Raw genomic sequence first — 19,563 nt, forward strand, 5'->3', positions numbered from 1 at the left:
CGGTCGAGGGCTTATCCTAAAGCTTTACGATTGTATCGTAAGCATAGGCGATTACACACTACACACAATGAATTTCGTATCCAGTTTTCAAGGATTAAACCTTGGTATTATAGCTTGGAGAGATACCCAAGTGGCTATAAGGGGACCCTCTGCTAAGGGGTTAGACTGCGTAAGCGGTGCGAGGGTTCGAATCCCTCTCTCTCCGCCATTAGTACAAGCTTATTGCTGTAAATAAGATATATACTTTTAATGTGGCGGTGTAGCTCAGCTGGCTAGAGCGTACGGTTCATACCCGTGAGGTCGGGGGTTCGATCCCCTTCGCCGCTACCATATTCCTGGAGGCTTAGCTCAGCTGGGAGAGCATCTGCCTTACAAGCAGAGGGTCGGGGGTTCGAACCCCTCAGCCTCCACCATAATTTTTTACCTGCTTCATATCTCATGAAGACCTTACACTTGCCGGTGTAGCTCAACTGGTAGAGCAACTGACTTGTAATCAGTAGGTTGGGGGTTCAAGTCCTCTCGCCGGCACCATTCTTTATCTGAACTACACATAATACTGCGGAGTCGTGGTGTAGAGGCCTAACATGCCTGCCTGTCACGCAGGAGACCGCGGGTTCGAATCCCGTCGACTCCGCCATTTTTTACAACACATGTTTCCACAAGAAAGTGGGAAGGTTAACAACTGTTCCACTTTATTTTTTTGACCAATTACATATGGCTCGGTAGCTCAGTCGGTAGAGCAGAGGACTGAAAATCCTCGTGTCGGCGGTTCGATTCCGTCCCGAGCCACTTTTATGTCAATCAAATCATCGCGATTTGAAGCAGACATCAATCCGGAGGCTTAGTGAAGTGGCTAAACACGGCAGACTGTAAATCTGCTCTCTTCGAGTTCGGTGGTTCGAATCCATCAGCCTCCACCATTCTTATTTTAATAAGAGCCATTAGCTCAGTTGGTAGAGCACCTGACTTTTAATCAGGGTGTCGAAGGTTCGAGTCCTTCATGGCTCATCATAGAAGTCGTTAACCTTAGGGTTAGCGGCTTTTTTGCATACTCACATACTAGGGAAGAAGTGGATTGTGCAAGTAATAGCTGAAGAAGAAATGTTGTTTACGACATGTTATGATAAAATAAACTTGTTTAGCTAAAAATACGTTAGGTTAGGGAAAGGCGCTCGCGATGAATATTGACACGCTAAAACAACAAATTGAAGAAGTTGTCGGAGTTCCTTTAACTCTGTCAGAAATGGACATTCAGTCTTGGCATCAACTGATGGAGGAAGCAAATCCTGTACACGCTGGATATATTCAGTTGAACGATCGGTTTCTTTGGTTATGGCAGTCCCGCTCTTCAAGTGTTCAGTTGATTGAGGCGGAGGCAGCTCGCGTGACAGAGAAAGAAGCCAAGCTGATTATGCTCTTACTAACAGCGGCTCTTGAAGGTATGAAGCCAGCTCTTTCCACAAAAAGAGACGATGAAATTCGAAGCATCCAGTTAGGTGAATGGGTTGAGGAGAGAATTCAGCAAGGTGAACTTCATAGCCCGGTTCCAGAGCAATTGATTGGAAAGTATCGTCTGAATGGAACCATGCTTCCTTTTCTACTATCCTGTGAGATGGGATCAGGACATAGTATTCAATTCTCCAAATTGAATAAGCTATTGCGCAGTTATTTTGGCGGAGAGGTCATGTTAGCCACGTTAAAAGAGGAATGGCTTATTTTGGTTAGCGAGCGATTACTTGTTGATCTTCGTGAAGAAAGCGAGGAAGGTACTGAAGCGGAACGGGAGATGCTTAGCGCACTGTGCCAAGGTCTGTATGAGCTCATTACGAGCGAGTGGGGCGGCAGCGGGTTCTATGTGTCAGTAGCTAGTCAGCTCATTACTGATCAACAATTGACGCAGACGGTTCTCATTTTGCGTGAAACACTTAAGCTTGGACGAGCATTCCGTGTAACCGAGCACGTACATCTTCCATGGGAGCTTCAATTAGAGCGGCTTGTGTACAGCATATCTGATCTAGAACGGAATCGCTTCATAGAAGAGAGCGGTAACGATACTAGCTTATTACATGATGAAGAGACCGTAACGACAATTGAAACGTTTTTTGAATTGGACTGTAATGTAAGTGAGACGGCAAAGAGATTGTATATCCATAGAAATACGTTATTGTACAGATTGGATAAGTTCAAACAAGAGACGGGGCTTGATGTTCGGAGCTTTCGAGATGCTGTTCTCGTTCAATTGGGATTGCTATTGTACAAAGTGACAAAAAAGGTCTAATATTTTTGTGCATTTTGTGGGTAGTAGACTATTGGTGCTTTAGGTTAATATGAATATAGAAATTGTATACGATTACATTTGGTATAGATCTTATTTTAAATACATTATCCCTAGGAGGAAAAACAAATGGCTGGAGTAAAATTAGAACACATCTACAAAAAATATGCAGGTTCAGACAAAGCAACTGTAATTGACGTTAACCTTGATATTCAAGACAAAGAATTTCTCGTATTGGTTGGTCCTTCCGGTTGCGGTAAATCCACAACTCTTCGTATGATCGCTGGTCTTGAAGAAATTTCTGAAGGTAAATTGTATATCGGCGATCGCGTCGTAAATGACGTAGCTCCTAAAGATCGTGATATCGCGATGGTATTCCAATCTTACGCGTTGTACCCACATATGAACGTATATCAAAACATGGCGTTTGGTTTGAAACTTCGTAAAGTTAAGAAAGAAGAAATCGATCAACGCGTTCGCGAAGCAGCGAAAATTCTTGATATCACTCACTTGCTTGATCGTAAACCAAAAGCTCTTTCCGGTGGTCAACGTCAACGGGTTGCCTTGGGTCGTGCGATTGTCCGTGATCCACAAGTCTTCCTTATGGATGAGCCTCTTTCCAACTTGGATGCTAAACTTCGTGGTCAAATGCGTGCGGAAATCACAAAATTGGTTAAACGTTTGGAAACTACTTGTATCTATGTAACGCATGACCAAACAGAAGCTATGACAATGGGTGACCGTATCGTAGTTATGCAAGACGGTATCATTCAACAAGCTGCTTCTCCAGAAGAACTTTACAACCAACCAAATAACATTTTCGTAGCTGGATTTATTGGTTCCCCTACGATGAACTTTGTTAATGGTACAATTGTAGAACAAAATGGCGCTATCTTCTTCCAATCCGATCTTATCAAAGTTGAGGTTCCACAAGGCAAAGCTGTTATCTTGAAAGATAAAGGCTACGTAGGTGGTAAAGAAGTGATCATGGGTATTCGTCCAGAAGATATTCATGAAGAGCCAATCTTCTTGGAAGGTTCCCCTAACAGTATCTTCACTGCATCTGTTGATGTAACTGAGAACTTGGGTCATGAAATGTTGTTGTACTTGAACAACACATCTCCATTGATCGCTCGTGTAGACGGACGTTCTAACACTCGTGAAGGTGACAACGTGAAGCTTGCTATCGATATGAACAAAGTTCATATCTTTGATAAAGAGTCCGAATTGAATGTATTCTTCAGTTAATCGTAATAACGATTAATCCGAAACCGCCCTTCGGGGCGGTTTTTTAGTATGAGTTCAGCGGGCGTGATTGATTTACGCTGCGTTTTCATTTACGATGAATACATTGAATTAAAGTATGGAGATAGCGAACATATTTTACATAATATCCGCAGGTACATTTCTGGAGTTATGAATAATTTCAATATCATTATTGAAGTGATCCAGATGATTAGTAGTTTGGGGAAGGGAGAACATCATGGTTAAAAAAGTGAAGGTATCGGAAATGGTTAACCAATTTGGACTTGAAGTTGTCTCTGGAGAAGAGGGCTTGAAGCGGCCGATCACGGTAGATGATCTATACAGACCAGGTCTGGAAATGGCCGGTTATTTTGAGTATCATCCACCAGAACGCGTACAAATTTTAGGGAAAACGGAGCTTGCTTTCTTTGAAATGCTTCCTCCTGAAGTACGTAAGGATCGGATGACGCGCCTATGTAGCAGTGAAGAGACACCTTGTATTATTGTGACAAGATCTTGGGAAGTACCTCAGGAACTGATTGATATTAGTGCTGAGAATCATATTCCTATTCTGCGAAGTAGTATGGCGACAACCATTCTTTCCAGCCGGATTACGAGCTTCCTGGAACGGAAGCTGGCACCTACGGCGACAATCCATGGTGTACTCGTGGATGTATATGGTGTTGGTATGTTAATTACCGGTACAAGCGGCATCGGGAAGAGTGAGACAGCCTTAGAACTCGTAAAGCGGGGTCACCGATTGATTGCCGATGATGCAGTAGAAATTCGTCAGACATCGGACAACCAATTGCATGGTACGGCACCGGAATTGATTCGTCACCTACTTGAAATCCGCGGGGTCGGCATTATTAACGTGATGACACTCTTTGGAGCGGGCGCAATTCGTAACAATAAACGGATCTCGCTAGTCGTGAAGCTGGAAGCATGGCAGCAAGAGAAGCAATATGATCGTTTAGGTCTTGATGAAGAAACGACGCGTATCATTGATACAGATGTGCCACTGGCTACGATTCCAGTCCGGCCTGGACGGAACCTTGCTGTTATTATCGAAGTAGCTGCGATGAATTTCCGTCTGAAACGGATGGGATATAACGCAGCGCTTCAATTTACTACGAAGCTGACGGAGACGATTGCGGAAGATATTGACGATTTGGATTAGGAGTGTGAACGATGGGAACTTTGTTGTTGAATCCGATTGTTTTCTCAATTGGTAGTTTGAGCGTACGTTGGTACGGCTTGATTTTGGGAGTCGGCGCGTTAGTTGGTTTGCTGCTTGCTATTCGGGAAGGCAAACGGTTCGGTATTCCTCAGGAATTCTTCATGGATGTACTGTTGATTGGTGCCCCATCGGCGATTGTGGCGGCGAGAATTTATTATGTCGCTTTTATGTGGGACGAATATAAGAACGATTTGTGGAAGGTATTTAAAATTTGGGAAGGTGGCATCGCTATTTATGGCGCACTAATTGGTGCGATCATAAGTGCGGTCATCTTAGTTCGTCGCCGGGGTTATAATTTCTGGCGTATTGCAGATATTTGTGCACCGGGTCTAATTGTTGGTCAAATGATTGGACGTTGGGGTAACTTTATTAATCAGGAAGCTTATGGTGGTCCGACAACAGAGAGTTTCCTAAGGGATACGCTGCATCTGCCTTCATTTATCGTCAACCAAATGAATGTAGAGGGTACATTCCATCATCCAACATTCCTGTATGAGTCTTTATGGAGTCTAGGAGTTCTTATTGTTCTGTTTATTTTAAGAAGAAGGAAATCTTTGCGTGCAGGAGAACTATTCTTCTCCTATTTTATTCTTTACTCTATCGGGCGCTTCTTTATCGAGGCTGTACGTACAGATAGCTTGGCGTTTCAGGGACCGGATTGGCTTGCTTCGTTCATTAATGGTTTATGGACTCCGATGACTTGGCTTGGATTTGAGCAAGGGGCACTGGATCCAGCATACGGTAATATTAGAATATCTCAGTTACTACCGATTTTCATCATAATTATTGCTATTGTTAGTATGATACTTCGGCGTAAAATGATTCCGAATCTTCCTCGTTATAGTGATCCGATTATTTCGACGAAAGCTAGTTACATGGACAGTCTACCAGGCGAGGTTACGCAGGAGAAAGCCGCTGCATCAGCAAAAGACACGAGTCCAGAGCATCCAGATAAGACAGAATAAAAGGAGCAAATATTGTAATGATAGACACGGTGTTATTTGATCTTGATGGAACAATTGTTAACACAAACGAATTGATCATTTCCAGCTTTCAACATGTTCTAGATAAGCATATGAAGCAGCAACTTACCCGGGAACAGATCATTCCGCATATGGGAACAACTTTGGAGCATCAGCTTCAAACTTTCACTGGACTTGAAGATATTAAGCAAATGGAGCTAGACTACCGTGCGTTTAACTCGATACATCATGATGCATTGGTAAGGGAATTCCCTCATGTAAAAGAGGTTATAGCTACATTGCATGAACGTGGGATTAAACTTGGTGTGGTGACGACGAAGATTCGGCCTAGTACTTTGAAGGCATTGGAAATGTTCGGGTTACTTCAATATATGGATACGATTGTTACGGTAAATGATGTTGAGCATCCGAAGCCGCATCCTGAACCAGTCCTAACGGCGCTGGATAGATTGAAGGCTGATCCAGAGCGCACACTTATGGTAGGTGATAGTGCGGCGGATATTCAATCCGCGAATGCGGCCGGTGTGAGTTCGGCTGCTGTGGCTTGGTCTCTCAAAGGTGTGGATGTGCTGCAGAAGTACAACCCGGATTATATCCTAAATGACATGACCGATCTGTATGGTGTGTTGGGATGGGAGCTTGAGAAGAAGTGAGAAAAGTGCAGCGTTATCCAGTTGAAGGCCCTAACGCTTTGTGGCAATTGTATCGTACCGTGAGTCCTTGGAAAGGTGTAAAGAACTTCATCTTTATCCAGATCGCACGTTATTGTCCGGTGTTGTCCATTAAAAACTGGATTTACCGTCATATTCTAGGCATGAGGGTTGGGGAGCATACCGCCTTCGGCCTGATGGTGATGGTCGATGTATTTTTTCCCGAATTAATTACGGTTGGCCGTAATTCGGTAATTGGATATAACACAACGATTCTTGCGCACGAGTACCTGATCAAAGAGTATCGACTTGGTGAAGTGAATATTGGCTCAGAAGTAATGATTGGGGCCAATTCTACAATTTTACCAGGGATAACGATAGGGGACGGTGCGGTAGTAGCAGCGGGTTCTGTTGTACATAGGGATGTGGCACCCGGTACGTTTGTGGGTGGCAACCCATTACGTGTACTGGAGCGTAATACGCCAGAAGGAAACAGACCCATTGATAGCGAAAATTAATTGGTGAAGTTTATTTCAATAAATTACGTGTTCAAAAAGTTAGCTTTTCAGCACCGAGAAGGTTGAATGAAGTTAGATGACTTTTTGAACTACCTCTTAAAGGAGTCTTTTGAAATGAGTGACATGTCTACGGTTAGTAATGCATTTCACACCTTCATCAAAGAAGCGCCGGAACAGCAACAAATTTGGATGGAAACCGTGCAGAAGTTGGGTGCTGCCAGTAAATTAGACCCCAAAACCGAAGAGCTTGCGTATATTGCTGTTCTCGCAGCTACGCGGATGGAAAGTGGTCTTCCTTTTCATGTGAAGCATGCCAAGTCGCTTGGAGCAACGCGAGAAGAGGTCATTAGCGCTATATTGGTGGGACTTCCTGCGGTCGGGAATGCCGTGATCCAAGGGTTGCCGGTAGCTATCAAGGCGTATGACGAATTATAATGATTAAATTGAAGAACGGATCGTTCCGGGGTGGACGATCCGTTCTTTTCTATGCGTAACTATTAGCCGTCGTCTACTTACTTAAGCTTAACGCGTACGTTCTCTTTGATTATTTTCCCAGGGTAAGTTGAAATATCAAAGGTTAGTGGTTGAGGATAGCTCCCCGGCTCTAGTTGGTAGGTGGCTTTTTCAAAATTGTCATTACTTGAAAATGTACTTGATCGTCCACCTTTAAAGGAATGTGTTGTACCGTCAGCATCCGTAAATTCATAGTTCAGATTGAGTGTAGTGTGTTCATTAGGTTCTTCTCTATAAACTTTTAATTGGAGGTCGGTTGAGTCTTTACCGGGAATAACATTTAGCAGCTCTACCATAGCATCTGGTGCGCTAATCAGCTTCTTTGTTTCTGTATCAATAACGAGCTTCAAGTCCTTTCCGATCGATTCTTCAATGCCAGAGACTAGAAAAGAAAGATCATCCCATTTGGTGTAATATAGGCTTGGAAAGTACATCGAAGTAATGAGATCTTCTCCATTAATTGTGCTGAAGCTTGCTCCCTTTGAGTCTAACGTTTGGTTTCCTGACTGACCTCTAATATATAACTGAGGGGTGAGATAACTTTGTATTTTTTTATTAGACAAATGGTTATATTGGATCCTGATGGTTGTGCTGAGTGGTCTAATCGTTGCTTCAGTTATCGTGATCTCATGACCGCTAATTGAAGCCTTTTGGTTCACTTCAAAGTTCTTTTCTAGGCTGGTATAGATATTAGGATCTAACTTGACAGGGATATCAAATTGCACCCGTTTGTCATCGGATTGCTCACCAATACCCCATTTTCCGGAAAAAGTAAATTGTTCAGGTGTATGGCCATCGTAGAACTCAAGTACATAGTGACCGTGTTCCGTATTAGTCGGACTTCCCGGAGGATTCTCCTGTGGATCATATAAATAAATCCCTGCCTCTAAAGACTTTCCCTCTTTATCTACAAAGTTTGGATTTTTGGTGCGAATCGGCACATTTCCTGGTAAGTACTCCGAGGTGTAGAATACAACCATGGTGTTGTTATCAGCGAGCACACCGTCGATAGTCACCTTATAACCGCCATGTGTAACCATTTGATTCATGGGCTGATACAATCCATGCTTAACGGCTTCTTTCATCTCTAGTGTAAGCATATCGGCGACATAATCGGGTATATCTATCTGGCTTCCAAGGACAGTATCCTTGTGCGTAATTGGGCTCCAGAACTGCCAAACAGCAATTAGTAGGAGGCAGTAAGCCAGAACGCCGGCAGGGATTCCCCATCTTCGTTTAAGGAGAGTACTTTTTCGTTTCATTCGACCACGCTCCATTCCTTTCTGTAGTGCGAGATCGAGTTTGTGCTCATCTACTTGTTGTTCAGCGATTCGACTATGCTCAAAGAGTTGCACGAGGTCGAGCTCTTCGCGTTCAGCCATAGTAACGTTCACCTCCATAATCCATTTGTCCCCGAATTTGTTTTAGACCTTGATGCAACCAGGTTTTGACGGTGCCTTCCGGGCAGTCAAGGACTTTGGCTATATCGGTCAGCGTCATGTCTTGATAATATTTTAAAGTAAGAACATGACGGTATTTGGGTTTTAGTCGTTCGAGAGCTATCTCTAAATCCAAACGTTGGACACTAACCATTTCCGCTGTACCTGTGGAAGTCTCTACTGTTTGTGGAGCAACTCTTTTCCGACGCTTCTGTTCATCGATACTACAGTTAATTAGAATACGGATAAGCCATGGTATAAAGGACTCGGGATCTTTGAGTTGATGACATTTACTCCAAGCTCGACATATCGTCTCTTGAACGACTTCCAAAGCATCAGCCTCATTCTTTAAATAACTAAAGGCAATCCCATACAGTTTCCTCTTATGTGTGGTTATTAAATGATAAAAGGCGTCCTCGTCTCCTTTGCATGCAGCATCGGCCCAATCTCTCTCTATCATTGCTCGGGCTCCTTTCTGTGTAACCTTATCGGTGACTGAATTCGTTATATATGAATAAAGACGGGGGGGAGGCGCAAACGGTTTTATTTTAAGTATAATGAGATAAGAAAGATGGCAAAGTGGACAAGTTCCTAATTATTAGGAGATAATAAATATGTTACTATCAAACTGCAAGGAGCTGGTTAAGTGAATAGGATTATGAAGGAACGATTGCCTCAGTTAGATCTGTTTAGAGCATTCGCGATCTTCTGTGTCATTCAGGTTCATTCATCTTCGTTTGCCGCTGCGGAGCAAGCGTTGAATTCACCCTATTTTTATTTTTACAATTGGATGAACATTTTCTTTAAAGTAGGTACACCGTCTTTTATTTTTCTTAGTAGTTTTGTCTTATTCTATAATTACTTTGATCAACCGGTAAATGGAGCGCTGGTTCGTAAATTTTACAAAAAGCGGCTAACCTATATCATATTGCCGTACATATTGGTCTCTTGTTGTTACTATGCGGTTGTTGCTTATGAACGTGGAATTCTGCGCTCGACACCGATTCTGGATCATTTACAAACTCTCGGTTTTAAGCTACTGACGGGCACAGCGTATACTCATCTATATTTCGTCTTTATTAGTATTCAATTCTATATCTTGTTTCCGCTATTATTGTGGTTATTTCAATCATTCCGTAAGCACAAAGTGTTGTTAGCTCTTATTCTGCCGCTGGGGCTTGCGCTGCAGTGGGGCTTCGTATTCTTGAACAAATATCAACTGCAACTTCCCAATAAAGGAAGCTACGCGTTATCTTATATGGCTTACTACATGATGGGTGCCGCCTTTGCTATTTATTTTGAACAGATCAAGGGTTGGTTGAAGACGGACTGGAAAAAGATGTCCAAACGCTATAAGTTGTATACCGTAGCTCTCTGGTCCTGTTGGTTGATCATTGCTTTTGTACATGTTCAACTGTGGTACTCCTATCGTCTAGGCTTAAGTAAGCCTAATACGTTCTGGTTCGAATTGTTATGGAATGTGCATACGCTGTTCTCGGCTATTGTGTTAATGAAGGCTGCTTTCATTATTCATCGTAAAGCATCGACATTTTGGGTTAAATTTTTCACTCGTATGGGAGAGGTATCATTTGCAATGTATTTGTTCCATCCGATCGTGCTGCTATATTATCGTAAGATAAGAAATTATGTGTATCTTCCTGGTGAGTCCCTACGCTATTTAGCTTTTATTGTGGGTGGATCGCTGTGTGCCATAGGTATATCATGGATTTTTGTGCAATTCTGTTTCAAACGACTGCCATTTGCATCTTTGTTCCTAGGCAGTGTTCCTTCCTCTTTGCGAAAGAAGAAAAGTCCGGCGGGAACAGACTCCAATCAGAAGCAATCGATTCCTTCTAATATGTAAAGTTGTAACTTCCGGCTTGGATATCAAGCCGGTTTTTTTGTGATTTCGGTAAATAAAGATGACCTCATGACATGTACAGATTTTACCACTATACTAATAGTACGAGCCTAGCTTATTCCATTTTGGACCGCAAATTGTTAGTAAAGAGACAAGGTTAAGCGCGTTGACGGTTGATGAAAAAGTATGATAAGATATCCCATATTCTTTAATTTGGTAGTATGGTAGCACTTTAATTTACTAAAGTAAATGTTGAGAGGTGAAGGTCTTGTCGAAACCTAAAGGATTTGAAAAACCGTCCGGCGTACGCGACTATCTTCCTTATGCGGTGGAGAAACTCCGGGCGATCGAACGTAGTGTTCTGGATTGTATGGCTGGCTGGGGTTACTGCCAAATTATGACACCAACGATGGAATATTACGAGACGGTAGGGGTAGCTAGCTCCACGTCTGATCATAAGCTGTTCAAGTTACTCAATAACCGGGGAACCTCGATGGTTCTGCGTTCGGATATGACGGCTCCGATTGCGCGAGTCGTATCATCTCTACTCAGGGAGGAGCCATTGCCACTTCGACTGTCTTACCATGCGAATGTGTTTCGCGCGATCGAAGAAGAAGCGGGTCGGGAAGCTGAATTTTTCCAAACGGGTGTAGAGCTTGTTGGAGACGACTCGCCCGAAGCGGATGCTGAGGTAGTTGCACTTGCTGTAGCTTCGCTGCAAGCCGCCGGTGTCACATCGTTCAAAATCGCGCTGGGACATGTGGGATTTCTGAATGGGTTACTGGAGGATGCGGTTCCCGGGAGAGAAGATATTCGGGAAGCCCTTAAGGATGGATTATTGCATCGCGACTATGTTGGATATCGTGAGACGTTGACACAGCTTTCCCTGTCGACGGAACAACGGGAAGAGTTAGAGGGAATTCTTCGGCTTCGCGGGGGCAAAGAGATCTGTTCTCAAGCGCTTTCGCTTAGTCAGAACACACTAGCTAAGGCTTCAGTGGAGCATCTCAGTCAAGTGTGGGACGCTTTGGAGGATTACGGCGTTGCTGAGCATGTGATGATCGATCTAACGATGATTGGAGATTTCTCTTACTATACAGGAATGACATTTGAAGGTTATGCAGCTGAACTAGGATTCCCCGTTTGCAGTGGGGGGCGTTATGATAATTTACTTCAGCAATTTGGTCGTCCAGCTCCGGCAACGGGGTTCTCCTTGAAGACGAACCGGATCTTAGACGGCGTTAATGGGATTCAAGTTAATTCTGCGCTCCCAATTCTTGTACAGTATGATGTGGCTCATCGAAAAATAGCGTTTGCTGAGGCTAAGAGACTGCGTGGCGAAGGGCGAAGTGTAGTAATGAAGCATTGTGATGGACCTTTCGATTTGGTCAGTGATGCGGTAGGTCAAGAATCCCGTAAGGGGCCACTCGGGCCAGCCTATGGTGAGATCATCAGCTTTGTAGGGGGGGACTGAACCGTGGGGGAAATTATTAAAGTTGCCATGCCTAAAGGGCGTATTTATAAAAAGGCTTCGGAGTTATTCCGCGCTGCCGGACTACAAATTCCGGTCGATGTGGATGAATCACGAAAACTAGTCATTCCACTTCCGGAGATCGGCATGGAATTTATTATGGCTAAGCCAGTAGACGTTCCTACCTATGTGGAATATGGGGTAGCTGATATCGGTGTTGTTGGAAAAGACGTGCTATTGGAAGAGAACCGAGATGTATATGAATTGCTTGATTTGGGCATCGCTCGCTGTCGTATGTCAGTGATTGGGTTGCCAGATTGGAAGCCAGGCATTCATCAACGTGTGGCGACAAAGTATCCCAATGTGGCTTCGCAATATTTCCGTGAACAAGGACAACAAGTTGAGGTAATCAAGCTAAATGGATCAATCGAATTGGCACCTCTTATTGGGTTGGCTGATCGGATTGTTGATATGGTAGAGACGGGCCAGACATTGCGTGAGAACGGTCTGGTCGAGATGGAAAGTATCTTTGAAATCACAAGTCGCTTGGTCGCCAACCGTGTCAGCTATCGCATGAAGAATGGAGAAATCCAAGCGGTATGTGATGCCTTAAGCCGGGTGATACAAGGAGGCATGCAATTATGAGAATCGTTGCGGCAGAGGATTATGATCTACGCCGAGAAGTAGAATATGGATCTCCTGAACAGAACGAAGCGGTTAAGCAAATCGTGGCGGCTGTGAAGCAGGAAGGTGATGTAGGGCTCCTTCGTTATACAGAAGAGTTTGATAGAACAAAGCTGGAAGCGGGTGCCCTTCGGGTTACGCAAGAGGAACTGCAAGCGGCTTACGAACGTGTGGAACCGTCATTCGTGAGCGCTATTTCAGCAGCGGCTACTAATATTCGCGCTTTTCACGCGAGACAGAAACGAAATTCATGGATGGATGTACAGCCTGACGGCAGTCTATTAGGGCAAATTATTCGTCCTCTTAATCGGGTGGGTGTGTACGTACCAGGCGGGAAGGCATCGTATCCTTCTTCTGTATTGATGAATGTAATTCCTGCGCAGGTGGCAGGTGTGCCGGAGATTGTTATGGTGACACCACCAGCAACAGGAGGGCAAGAGGGGATAGACCCTTATATTCTTGTCGCTGCAGCTGAGGCTGGGGTAACGGAGATTTACCGAGTCGGCGGGGCGCAGGCTATTGCGGCACTCGCCTATGGTACAGAGAGCATAAATCCTGTAGATAAAATCTGCGGTCCAGGCAATATTTACGTTGCTCTAGCTAAACGTGAAGTTTATGGAGTAGTGGATATCGATAGTATCGCTGGACCAAGCGAGATCGCCATCTTGGCAGATGATAGCGCAGATCCTGCATATGTTGCAGCCGATCTACTATCTCAGGCGGAACATGATGAGATGGCCTCTGCTATTTTGGTGACAACCTCACCGGATTTTGCTAAGGCATGCCAAGGAGAAGTAGAACGACAATTGTCAGAACTGCCGCGGAAAGATATTGCCGGAGCTTCGATTGAGAATTACGGCGTAATTCTCCTCGTCAATTCAATAGAAGAAGGCATCGATGTGATCAATCGGCTGGCACCTGAACATTTTGAATTAATTGTAGAGAACCCCATGGGTTATCTCGGAATGATTCAGAATGCGGGAGCGATATTCCTTGGACCGTATAGCTCGGAACCTGTAGGCGATTATTTTGCAGGACCCAACCATATTATTCCCACCAATGGAACGGCGCGATTCTCATCGCCAGTTGATGTAGATGATTTTATCAAAAAATCAAGTCTGATTTACTACAGTAAGGAAGCACTATTAGAGAACGGTGAGACCATTATGGAGCTTGCGCGTAAAGAAGGGCTGGAAGGCCACGCACGGGCGATAGAAATTCGACTTCGCAAAGAAGGAAAGGCGGGAACAAGCAATGACGACAAGTAACGGGGAAGTACAAGCGCGTAAAGCGGATATTAGTCGCAAAACCAATGAGACGGATATCAAGCTGCAATTTGCGGTAGATGGTACGGGGAAATCTTCACTCGAGACGGATGTACCATTTCTGAATCATATGCTAGACCTGTTTACGAAGCATGGTCAATTTGATCTGTCGGTTGAGGCGCATGGGGATATTGAAATCGATGACCATCATACGGTTGAGGATATCGGTATTTGTCTTGGACAATGTATACATGAAGCGTTGGGTGATAAAAGAGGAATCAAACGTTACGCTAGTGTCTTTATTCCGATGGATGAAGCATTAGCTCAGGTCGTTATTGATGTCAGCAATCGCCCACACTTCGAATATCGTGCGGAGTATCCTTCGGACCGAGTTGGCAGCTTTGATGTGCAACTTGTCCAAGAATTCCTGTGGAAGCTGGCGCTAGAAGCACGGATTACGCTACATGTTATTGTGCACTACGGGCAGAACACGCACCATATGGTCGAAGCGGTGTTTAAGGCACTTGGGCGTGCGCTTGATGAAGCGACGAGTATAGACCCGCGCGTAAGCGGTGTGCCGTCGACGAAGGGAGTGCTATAGAGCTGTGGGCATAGCCATCGTTGATTACGGAATGGGCAACTTGCACAGCGTTGGCAAGGCCGTCGAGCGTTTAGGATTTGAAGGTATCGTGACCGGAGATGAGCGGGAGATTCTGGAGGCGGGTGGCGTCGTGTTGCCAGGCGTTGGCGCCTTCGGCGATGCGATGAAGCATCTGCGCGAAACCGGACTGGACGCGGTAGTGAAGCAAGCGGCGGCAAGCGGTAAGCCGCTGCTTGGCATTTGCCTTGGCATGCAGCTGCTCTTCGACGAGAGTGAGGAGCACGGCCTAAACACGGGCCTCGGCATTCTACCGGGCCGTGTGGTTCGGTTTCAAGGCGGCGATTATAAGGTGCCGCACATGGGCTGGAACCGGCTGGAGTTCAAGCAGCCGGATAGTCCACTTCTGGCGGGACTTACGGAAGGACACGTATACTTTGTCCATTCCTATCATGTGCTGCCAGAACGCGGAGATGATCTACTAGCCGTGACCGATTACGGTCGACCGGTGACAGCTATTGTCGGCCGAGGTAACGTATTCGGTATGCAGTTCCATCCCGAGAAGAGCAGCGAGCTTGGTATGGCGCTGCTCGGCAATTTTCTCTCGCTAGCTGAGGGTCGTGGGGAACGGAACTGACTAGAAGAGAAGTATTGGGCTTATGAGCTTATATGCAGAATCGATTAATTAGAGCGGGAGGAAAGCAATCATGTCTTCATTCGTAATTTACCCTGCGATTGATATCCGGGGAGGAAAATGTGTACGACTGGTTCAGGGCGATTATGGCCGTGAGACCGTTTATAATGATAATCCGCTCGAGGTGGCAAAGTCATGGGAAGCTCAAGGCGGAAGTTATATCCACTTAGTGGATCTGGATGGAGCAAAAGCAGGCCACCCTGTTAATGATGAATTAATTGGACAGATTGCTCGCAGCGTGCAGGTGCCTGTGCAAGTGGGCGGTGGATTGCGGACATTCGAAGATGTTCAGCGCCTGTTATCTCTTGGCGTTAGCCGCGTAATTATTGGTACAGCAGCGATTGAAGATGTGGAGTTTACTGAGAGTGTACTAGCTACCTACGGGGATAAAGTCGCCATTGGCATTGATGCACGGAATGGTTATGTAGCTACTCGTGGATGGCTTGAGACTTCGGAGGTTAAGGCAGAGGAATTGGCTAAGCAGCTTGCTGCTAAAGGTGCTGAAACGTTTATTTTCACCGATATTTCTCGTGATGGTATGATGCAGGGACCAAACGTGGATGCAATTGTTGCACTTGCCAAGGCATCCGGTCGGACCGTTATCGCCTCCGGTGGTGTTACAGTTCAAGATGATTTGCTAAGTCTTGCAGCACATGCAAATCAAGGTGTTGGTGGTGCGATTGTCGGCAAAGCTCTTTACACAGGCAATATCGAACTAGCTCAAGCGATTAGTGCTACCTCGAAACTATAGATGATGAAAGGAAGTCGATGTTCATGCTAGCTAAGCGAATTATCCCCTGTTTGGATGTAAAAGATGGGCGGGTTGTGAAAGGCGTGAATTTCGTCAATCTGCGTGATGCTGGCGATCCGGTTGAACTGGCAGCGCTGTATGATCGTGAGGGTGCAGATGAGCTTGTGTTTCTCGACATTTCGGCTTCAAATGAAGGCCGGGCGACGATGATTGAGGTCGTGAAGCAAACGGCAGGAGAAATTGCGATTCCCTTTACGGTAGGCGGCGGCATTTCTGGGGTAGACGATATGAAGCGTATCCTGCGTGCAGGAGCAGATAAGATTGGCATTAATACGGCGGCGGTACTAAATCCAGATTTGATTAGTGATGGAGCACGGCGGTTTGGTTCCCAATGCATTGTGGTTGCAGTTGATGCCAAATACAATGAAATTTGGGGCGAATGGGAAGTATATACCCATGGTGGACGGAAGCCGACGGGCATTCGAGCTTTGACTTGGGTGAAAGAGGCGGAATCGCGCGGCGCAGGAGAGATTCTTCTGACGAGCATGGATGCTGACGGAACAAAGGATGGTTTCGATCTGCCGCTGACGAAGGCGGTAAGTAGTACCGTAGGAATTCCGGTTATCGCATCAGGTGGAGCAGGGAAGACGTCAGACTTTTACGATGTATTTACAGAAGGTCAGGCAGACGCTGCATTGGCAGCGACTATTTTTCATTATAAAGAGATTGCGATACCCGATTTGAAACAGGGTCTAAAATCCAAAGGGGTTGAAATACGATGAGTCAGTCATTAGAATTATCACTTCCGTTTGAAGAGCTTGTGAACAGTATTAAATGGGATGAGAATGGTTTGGTTCCGGCAATCGTACAGGATGCAGATACCAAGGAAGTGCTCACGCTTGCCTATGTGAATCGTGAATCGCTGGGTAAATCGGTAGAAACAGGGCAAACTTGGTTCTGGAGTCGTTCTCGTGCGGAGCTGTGGAACAAGGGGGCAACTTCAGGTAATACACAACAGATTATCTCGATGTCATATGACTGTGATGCAGATACATTGCTGTTCGTAGTAGATCCAAAAGGCCCAGCTTGTCATACAGGAGCAGAAAGCTGCTTTTTCCGTACGGTGGCAATGGCGACGGGTCAAGAGAAGTCACCCAAATCGCCGAGTCAGAGCGATCGTTTTATGGTGCTCACCGAACTAGAGCAATTGATTGCAGAGCGTTATGAGAGTCGTCCAGAAGGTGCTTATACGACCTATTTATTTGAAAAGGGTCTAGATAAAATCCTTAAAAAAGTAGGTGAAGAGACCGCTGAGTCGATTATTGCAGCTAAAAATGGCGATAATGATGAGCTACGGTATGAGGTAAGTGACTTGATCTATCACTTATTAGTGCTATTAAGAGAACGTGGATTATCATTGGATGAAATCATGCAGGAATTGGAGCGGCGTCATGAACGTCCGCGCCGTGATTAGGACGAGGTGAAACGACGATGTTAATCGATTATCACACTCATCATGCACGCTGTGGGCATGCCGTGGGCAATCTGGAGGATTATGTACGGCGGGGCATTGAGATCGGATTGGCGCAAATCGGCTTATCAGACCATATGCCCTTGTTACATGTTGATCCAGCTACATATTATCCGGAAATGGCGATGGCCAAAGAGGAACTCCCACGTTATGTGGAGGAAGTTCTGGAACTGAAGGAGAAGTATCGCGGTCAAATCGACGTGAGACTTGGTCTGGAGGGCGATTATATCGAGGGTTGGGAATCTGAGATTGAAGCCATCGTGCAGAGCTATCCATGGGATTATGTCATTGGTTCGGTTCATTTCTTAGGAGAATGGGACGTTTCGGACTTTCGCCAGGTGCATCATTGGGAAGGGCAGGACATTTTTGCCGTGTACCAACGATATTATGATGCTGTACAAAAGGCCGCAAAGACTGGGTTCTACGATATTATGGGGCATCTAGATGTGATCAAGCGTTTTGGTCATAAGCCAGATCCTGTGCGGGGTAATGAGGTTATTCAATTAGAGAATAGTGTGCTAACAGCAATTGCTGGTGCAGGAGTGGCGATGGAACTAAATGCCTCGGGATGGTCTAAGCCTTGTGCGGAATCTTTTCCAAGCCGCCGAATCTTGGAATCGGCTCTGGAACTTAGAATACCACTAACCGTTGGTTCTGATGCCCATGATCCGCTCAAGTTGGGTGATAATTTGGATGTAGCTCGCAAGATGCTGCATGAAATTGGGGTGACCGAGTTAGCCACTTTTCAAGGTCGGAAACGAACGATGATTCCGCTCGTGAATAACTGATAACGTAATTTACTATACGATTGTGGGAGGATGTTATGGAATCCAAGCTGCGAATCTTTTCCGGCTCGTCGAATCCGAAGTTAGCAGGGCAAATTTGTAGGCGGTTAGGTGTTGAGCCTGGGCAAGTGAAGTTATCACGCTTCAAAAGCGGTGAGATTTACGTGCACTATGAAGAGAGCATTCGCAACTCCGATGTATTCATCGTGCAATCACTCTCTCATCCGATCAATGAGCTATTTGTAGAGTTGCTGGTCATGATTGATGCTGCGAAACGAGCCTCAGCACGGACGGTTAACATTATTATGCCTTATTACGGTTATGCTCGTCAGGAGCGCAAGTCGGCTCCAAGGGAACCTATTTCCGCTAAAATGTTAGCCGATGTGCTGACGACTGCTGGTGCAAGCCGGGTAGTGACAATTGATCTACATGCTCCAGCCATTCAGGGATTCTTTAACATTCCAGTAGACCATCTCACCGCACTCGATCTCATGACGGATTATTTGAAATCTAAGGATATTCGTAATCCTGTCGTCGTATCACCGGATGCAGGAAGGGCCTCCATGGCTGAGAAGCTGGCAAGTGGTCTAGACTCACCATTCGCCATCATGATCAAGAAGCGCACCGCTCACAATGAGTCTTCCATTACGCATGTCATCGGGGATGTGGCGGGTCATACACCGATCATTATTGAAGATCTAATTGATACCGGTTCCACGATTATCAACGTAGTTGAGGCACTCAAAGAGCGGGGGGCGGAGGATTCATTTGTCTGTGCAACACATGGGTTATTCTCTGATGATGCTCTAGAGAGACTGGATCATCCTAATATTCGGGAAGTGGTCACGACAGATTCTATTGCGTTACCAGAAATTCATTCTTCCAGATTCAAAGTATTGTCTGTTGCTCCTATGCTGGCGCAGGCAACGCAGTTTATTATGGAGGGCGGATCTATCGCTGCCTTGTTTAAGGATCGAGGGATTTAATACATTATTGGGTAAATAAGAAATCTGGATATGGATAATCAAACAAGTCATCATATAACTGGAGAGCTAAAGGG

The 19,563-nt window shown here is 45.3% G+C and carries 21 protein-coding genes and 8 tRNA genes; 27 read left to right on the plus strand and 2 right to left on the minus strand.

Features of this window, described 5'->3' with window-relative positions:
- The first annotated feature begins 116 nt into the window (after window positions 1–116).
- The 16 genes from IEW05_RS20920 (at window position 117) to IEW05_RS20995 (ending at window position 7,346) form a co-directional block, all read left to right on the plus strand.
- A tRNA-Ser gene (locus IEW05_RS20920) sits at window positions 117–208 on the plus strand.
- Window positions 209–253: 45 nt separating this feature from the next.
- Window positions 254–330, plus strand: a tRNA-Met gene (locus tag IEW05_RS20925).
- Window positions 331–337: 7 nt separating this feature from the next.
- A tRNA-Val gene (locus tag IEW05_RS20930) sits at window positions 338–413 on the plus strand.
- A 42-nt stretch (window positions 414–455) separates the two neighbouring features.
- Window positions 456–531: transfer RNA gene (locus IEW05_RS20935), tRNA-Thr, on the plus strand.
- Window positions 532–560: 29 nt separating this feature from the next.
- Window positions 561–637 (plus strand) — tRNA-Asp (locus IEW05_RS20940).
- A gap of 79 nt (window positions 638–716) precedes the next feature.
- Window positions 717–789, plus strand: a tRNA-Phe gene (locus IEW05_RS20945).
- A 46-nt stretch (window positions 790–835) separates the two neighbouring features.
- Window positions 836–920, plus strand: a tRNA-Tyr gene (locus IEW05_RS20950).
- Window positions 921–935: 15 nt separating this feature from the next.
- Window positions 936–1,008, plus strand: a tRNA-Lys gene (locus IEW05_RS20955).
- Between the two features lie 169 nt (window positions 1,009–1,177).
- Window positions 1,178–2,278, plus strand: a complete 1,101-nt coding sequence (locus IEW05_RS20960) for a PucR family transcriptional regulator (RefSeq protein ID WP_188541816.1) — start codon at window positions 1,178–1,180, stop codon at window positions 2,276–2,278.
- A gap of 126 nt (window positions 2,279–2,404) precedes the next feature.
- Window positions 2,405–3,523 (plus strand): ABC transporter ATP-binding protein, encoded by a 1,119-nt coding sequence (locus tag IEW05_RS20965; RefSeq protein WP_188541817.1) that lies wholly within the window; start codon window positions 2,405–2,407, stop codon window positions 3,521–3,523.
- Window positions 3,524–3,571: 48 nt separating this feature from the next.
- Entirely contained in the window at window positions 3,572–3,766 is a 195-nt protein-coding gene (locus tag IEW05_RS20970; protein ID WP_188541818.1) for a hypothetical protein, read from the plus strand.
- Window positions 3,759–4,700, plus strand: a complete 942-nt coding sequence (gene hprK / locus IEW05_RS20975; protein WP_188541819.1) for an HPr(Ser) kinase/phosphatase — start codon at window positions 3,759–3,761, stop codon at window positions 4,698–4,700. Before IEW05_RS20970 ends, hprK begins: the two co-directional genes overlap by 8 nt.
- 11 nt (window positions 4,701–4,711) lie before the next feature.
- Complete coding sequence (gene lgt, locus IEW05_RS20980) at window positions 4,712–5,725, plus strand: prolipoprotein diacylglyceryl transferase (protein ID WP_188541820.1); 1,014 nt, start codon at window positions 4,712–4,714, stop codon at window positions 5,723–5,725.
- A 17-nt stretch (window positions 5,726–5,742) separates the two neighbouring features.
- On the plus strand, window positions 5,743–6,396 hold the full coding sequence (gene ppaX, locus IEW05_RS20985) for a pyrophosphatase PpaX (protein ID WP_188541821.1): 654 nt from the start codon (window positions 5,743–5,745) through the stop codon (window positions 6,394–6,396).
- Window positions 6,393–6,911: an acyltransferase gene (locus tag IEW05_RS20990; RefSeq protein ID WP_188541822.1), complete on the plus strand. Its 519-nt coding sequence runs from the start codon at window positions 6,393–6,395 to the stop codon at window positions 6,909–6,911. The genes ppaX and IEW05_RS20990 overlap by 4 nt, the downstream gene beginning before the upstream one ends.
- A 114-nt stretch (window positions 6,912–7,025) precedes the next feature.
- Window positions 7,026–7,346, plus strand: coding sequence for a carboxymuconolactone decarboxylase family protein (locus IEW05_RS20995; protein ID WP_188541823.1), 321 nt, complete (start codon window positions 7,026–7,028; stop codon window positions 7,344–7,346).
- Window positions 7,347–7,423: 77 nt separating this feature from the next.
- Here IEW05_RS20995 and IEW05_RS21000 read toward each other — a convergent pair whose 3' ends face one another.
- The gene (locus IEW05_RS21000; protein WP_188541824.1) at window positions 7,424–8,806 is read right to left on the minus strand and encodes a DUF4179 domain-containing protein; all 1,383 of its coding nucleotides are present in this window, start codon (window positions 8,804–8,806) and stop codon (window positions 7,424–7,426) included.
- Window positions 8,799–9,323, minus strand: coding sequence for a sigma-70 family RNA polymerase sigma factor (locus IEW05_RS21005; RefSeq protein WP_188541825.1), 525 nt, complete (start codon window positions 9,321–9,323; stop codon window positions 8,799–8,801). Before IEW05_RS21005 ends, IEW05_RS21000 begins: the two co-directional genes overlap by 8 nt.
- A gap of 186 nt (window positions 9,324–9,509) precedes the next feature.
- Here IEW05_RS21005 and IEW05_RS21010 point away from each other — a divergent pair, with 186 nt between their 5' ends.
- The 11 genes from IEW05_RS21010 to IEW05_RS21060 all read left to right on the plus strand — a co-directional run bounded on the left by IEW05_RS21010 (window position 9,510) and on the right by IEW05_RS21060 (window position 19,489).
- Window positions 9,510–10,727 (plus strand): acyltransferase, encoded by a 1,218-nt coding sequence (locus tag IEW05_RS21010; RefSeq protein WP_188541826.1) that lies wholly within the window; start codon window positions 9,510–9,512, stop codon window positions 10,725–10,727.
- A gap of 265 nt (window positions 10,728–10,992) precedes the next feature.
- The gene (locus tag IEW05_RS21015) at window positions 10,993–12,198 is read left to right on the plus strand and encodes an ATP phosphoribosyltransferase regulatory subunit (protein WP_188541827.1); all 1,206 of its coding nucleotides are present in this window, start codon (window positions 10,993–10,995) and stop codon (window positions 12,196–12,198) included.
- Between the two features lie 3 nt (window positions 12,199–12,201).
- On the plus strand, window positions 12,202–12,840 hold the full coding sequence (gene hisG, locus IEW05_RS21020) for an ATP phosphoribosyltransferase (RefSeq protein WP_188541828.1): 639 nt from the start codon (window positions 12,202–12,204) through the stop codon (window positions 12,838–12,840).
- Complete coding sequence (gene hisD / locus IEW05_RS21025; protein ID WP_188541829.1) at window positions 12,837–14,147, plus strand: histidinol dehydrogenase; 1,311 nt, start codon at window positions 12,837–12,839, stop codon at window positions 14,145–14,147. Before hisG ends, hisD begins: the two co-directional genes overlap by 4 nt.
- Window positions 14,134–14,745 carry an imidazoleglycerol-phosphate dehydratase HisB gene (hisB, locus tag IEW05_RS21030; protein ID WP_188541830.1) on the plus strand — a complete coding sequence of 204 codons (612 nt, stop codon included), beginning with the start codon at window positions 14,134–14,136 and terminating at the stop codon, window positions 14,743–14,745. The genes hisD and hisB overlap by 14 nt, the downstream gene beginning before the upstream one ends.
- Before the next feature lie 4 nt (window positions 14,746–14,749).
- Window positions 14,750–15,379 (plus strand): imidazole glycerol phosphate synthase subunit HisH, encoded by a 630-nt coding sequence (gene hisH, locus IEW05_RS21035; RefSeq protein ID WP_188541831.1) that lies wholly within the window; start codon window positions 14,750–14,752, stop codon window positions 15,377–15,379.
- A 70-nt stretch (window positions 15,380–15,449) separates the two neighbouring features.
- Window positions 15,450–16,187 (plus strand): 1-(5-phosphoribosyl)-5-[(5-phosphoribosylamino)methylideneamino]imidazole-4-carboxamide isomerase, encoded by a 738-nt coding sequence (hisA, locus tag IEW05_RS21040; protein WP_188541832.1) that lies wholly within the window; start codon window positions 15,450–15,452, stop codon window positions 16,185–16,187.
- 23 nt (window positions 16,188–16,210) lie between these two features.
- Window positions 16,211–16,969: an imidazole glycerol phosphate synthase subunit HisF gene (hisF, locus tag IEW05_RS21045; RefSeq protein ID WP_188541833.1), complete on the plus strand. Its 759-nt coding sequence runs from the start codon at window positions 16,211–16,213 to the stop codon at window positions 16,967–16,969.
- Window positions 16,966–17,661, plus strand: coding sequence for a bifunctional phosphoribosyl-AMP cyclohydrolase/phosphoribosyl-ATP diphosphatase HisIE (hisIE, locus tag IEW05_RS21050; RefSeq protein ID WP_188541834.1), 696 nt, complete (start codon window positions 16,966–16,968; stop codon window positions 17,659–17,661). The genes hisF and hisIE overlap by 4 nt, the downstream gene beginning before the upstream one ends.
- Before the next feature lie 17 nt (window positions 17,662–17,678).
- Window positions 17,679–18,506 (plus strand): histidinol-phosphatase HisJ, encoded by an 828-nt coding sequence (hisJ, locus tag IEW05_RS21055; RefSeq protein ID WP_188541835.1) that lies wholly within the window; start codon window positions 17,679–17,681, stop codon window positions 18,504–18,506.
- A 35-nt stretch (window positions 18,507–18,541) separates the two neighbouring features.
- Complete coding sequence (locus IEW05_RS21060; protein ID WP_188541836.1) at window positions 18,542–19,489, plus strand: ribose-phosphate diphosphokinase; 948 nt, start codon at window positions 18,542–18,544, stop codon at window positions 19,487–19,489.
- The last annotated feature ends 74 nt before the right edge of the window (window positions 19,490–19,563 follow it).

This window comes from Paenibacillus segetis, from assembly GCF_014639155.1.
In the GTDB taxonomy this organism is placed as follows: domain Bacteria; phylum Bacillota; class Bacilli; order Paenibacillales; family Paenibacillaceae; genus Fontibacillus; species Fontibacillus segetis.

Excerpts from the sequence above, each read along its gene's own strand:
- IEW05_RS20960 (WP_188541816.1), top strand. The coding sequence starts at position 1,178 with ATGAATATTGACACGCTAAAACAACAAATTGAAGAAGTTGTCGGAGTT.
- IEW05_RS20965 (WP_188541817.1), top strand. The coding sequence starts at position 2,405 with ATGGCTGGAGTAAAATTAGAACACATCTACAAAAAATATGCAGGTTCA.
- IEW05_RS20970 (WP_188541818.1), top strand. The coding sequence starts at position 3,572 with ATGAGTTCAGCGGGCGTGATTGATTTACGCTGCGTTTTCATTTACGAT.
- hprK (WP_188541819.1), top strand. The coding sequence starts at position 3,759 with ATGGTTAAAAAAGTGAAGGTATCGGAAATGGTTAACCAATTTGGACTT.
- lgt (WP_188541820.1), top strand. The coding sequence starts at position 4,712 with ATGGGAACTTTGTTGTTGAATCCGATTGTTTTCTCAATTGGTAGTTTG.
- ppaX (WP_188541821.1), top strand. The coding sequence starts at position 5,743 with ATGATAGACACGGTGTTATTTGATCTTGATGGAACAATTGTTAACACA.
- IEW05_RS20995 (WP_188541823.1), top strand. The coding sequence starts at position 7,026 with ATGAGTGACATGTCTACGGTTAGTAATGCATTTCACACCTTCATCAAA.
- IEW05_RS21000 (WP_188541824.1), bottom strand. The coding sequence starts at position 8,806 with ATGGCTGAACGCGAAGAGCTCGACCTCGTGCAACTCTTTGAGCATAGT.
- IEW05_RS21005 (WP_188541825.1), bottom strand. The coding sequence starts at position 9,323 with ATGATAGAGAGAGATTGGGCCGATGCTGCATGCAAAGGAGACGAGGAC.
- hisD (WP_188541829.1), top strand. The coding sequence starts at position 12,837 with ATGAGAATCGTTGCGGCAGAGGATTATGATCTACGCCGAGAAGTAGAA.
- hisB (WP_188541830.1), top strand. The coding sequence starts at position 14,134 with ATGACGACAAGTAACGGGGAAGTACAAGCGCGTAAAGCGGATATTAGT.
- hisA (WP_188541832.1), top strand. The coding sequence starts at position 15,450 with ATGTCTTCATTCGTAATTTACCCTGCGATTGATATCCGGGGAGGAAAA.
- hisF (WP_188541833.1), top strand. The coding sequence starts at position 16,211 with ATGCTAGCTAAGCGAATTATCCCCTGTTTGGATGTAAAAGATGGGCGG.
- hisIE (WP_188541834.1), top strand. The coding sequence starts at position 16,966 with ATGAGTCAGTCATTAGAATTATCACTTCCGTTTGAAGAGCTTGTGAAC.
- hisJ (WP_188541835.1), top strand. The coding sequence starts at position 17,679 with ATGTTAATCGATTATCACACTCATCATGCACGCTGTGGGCATGCCGTG.
- IEW05_RS21060 (WP_188541836.1), top strand. The coding sequence starts at position 18,542 with ATGGAATCCAAGCTGCGAATCTTTTCCGGCTCGTCGAATCCGAAGTTA.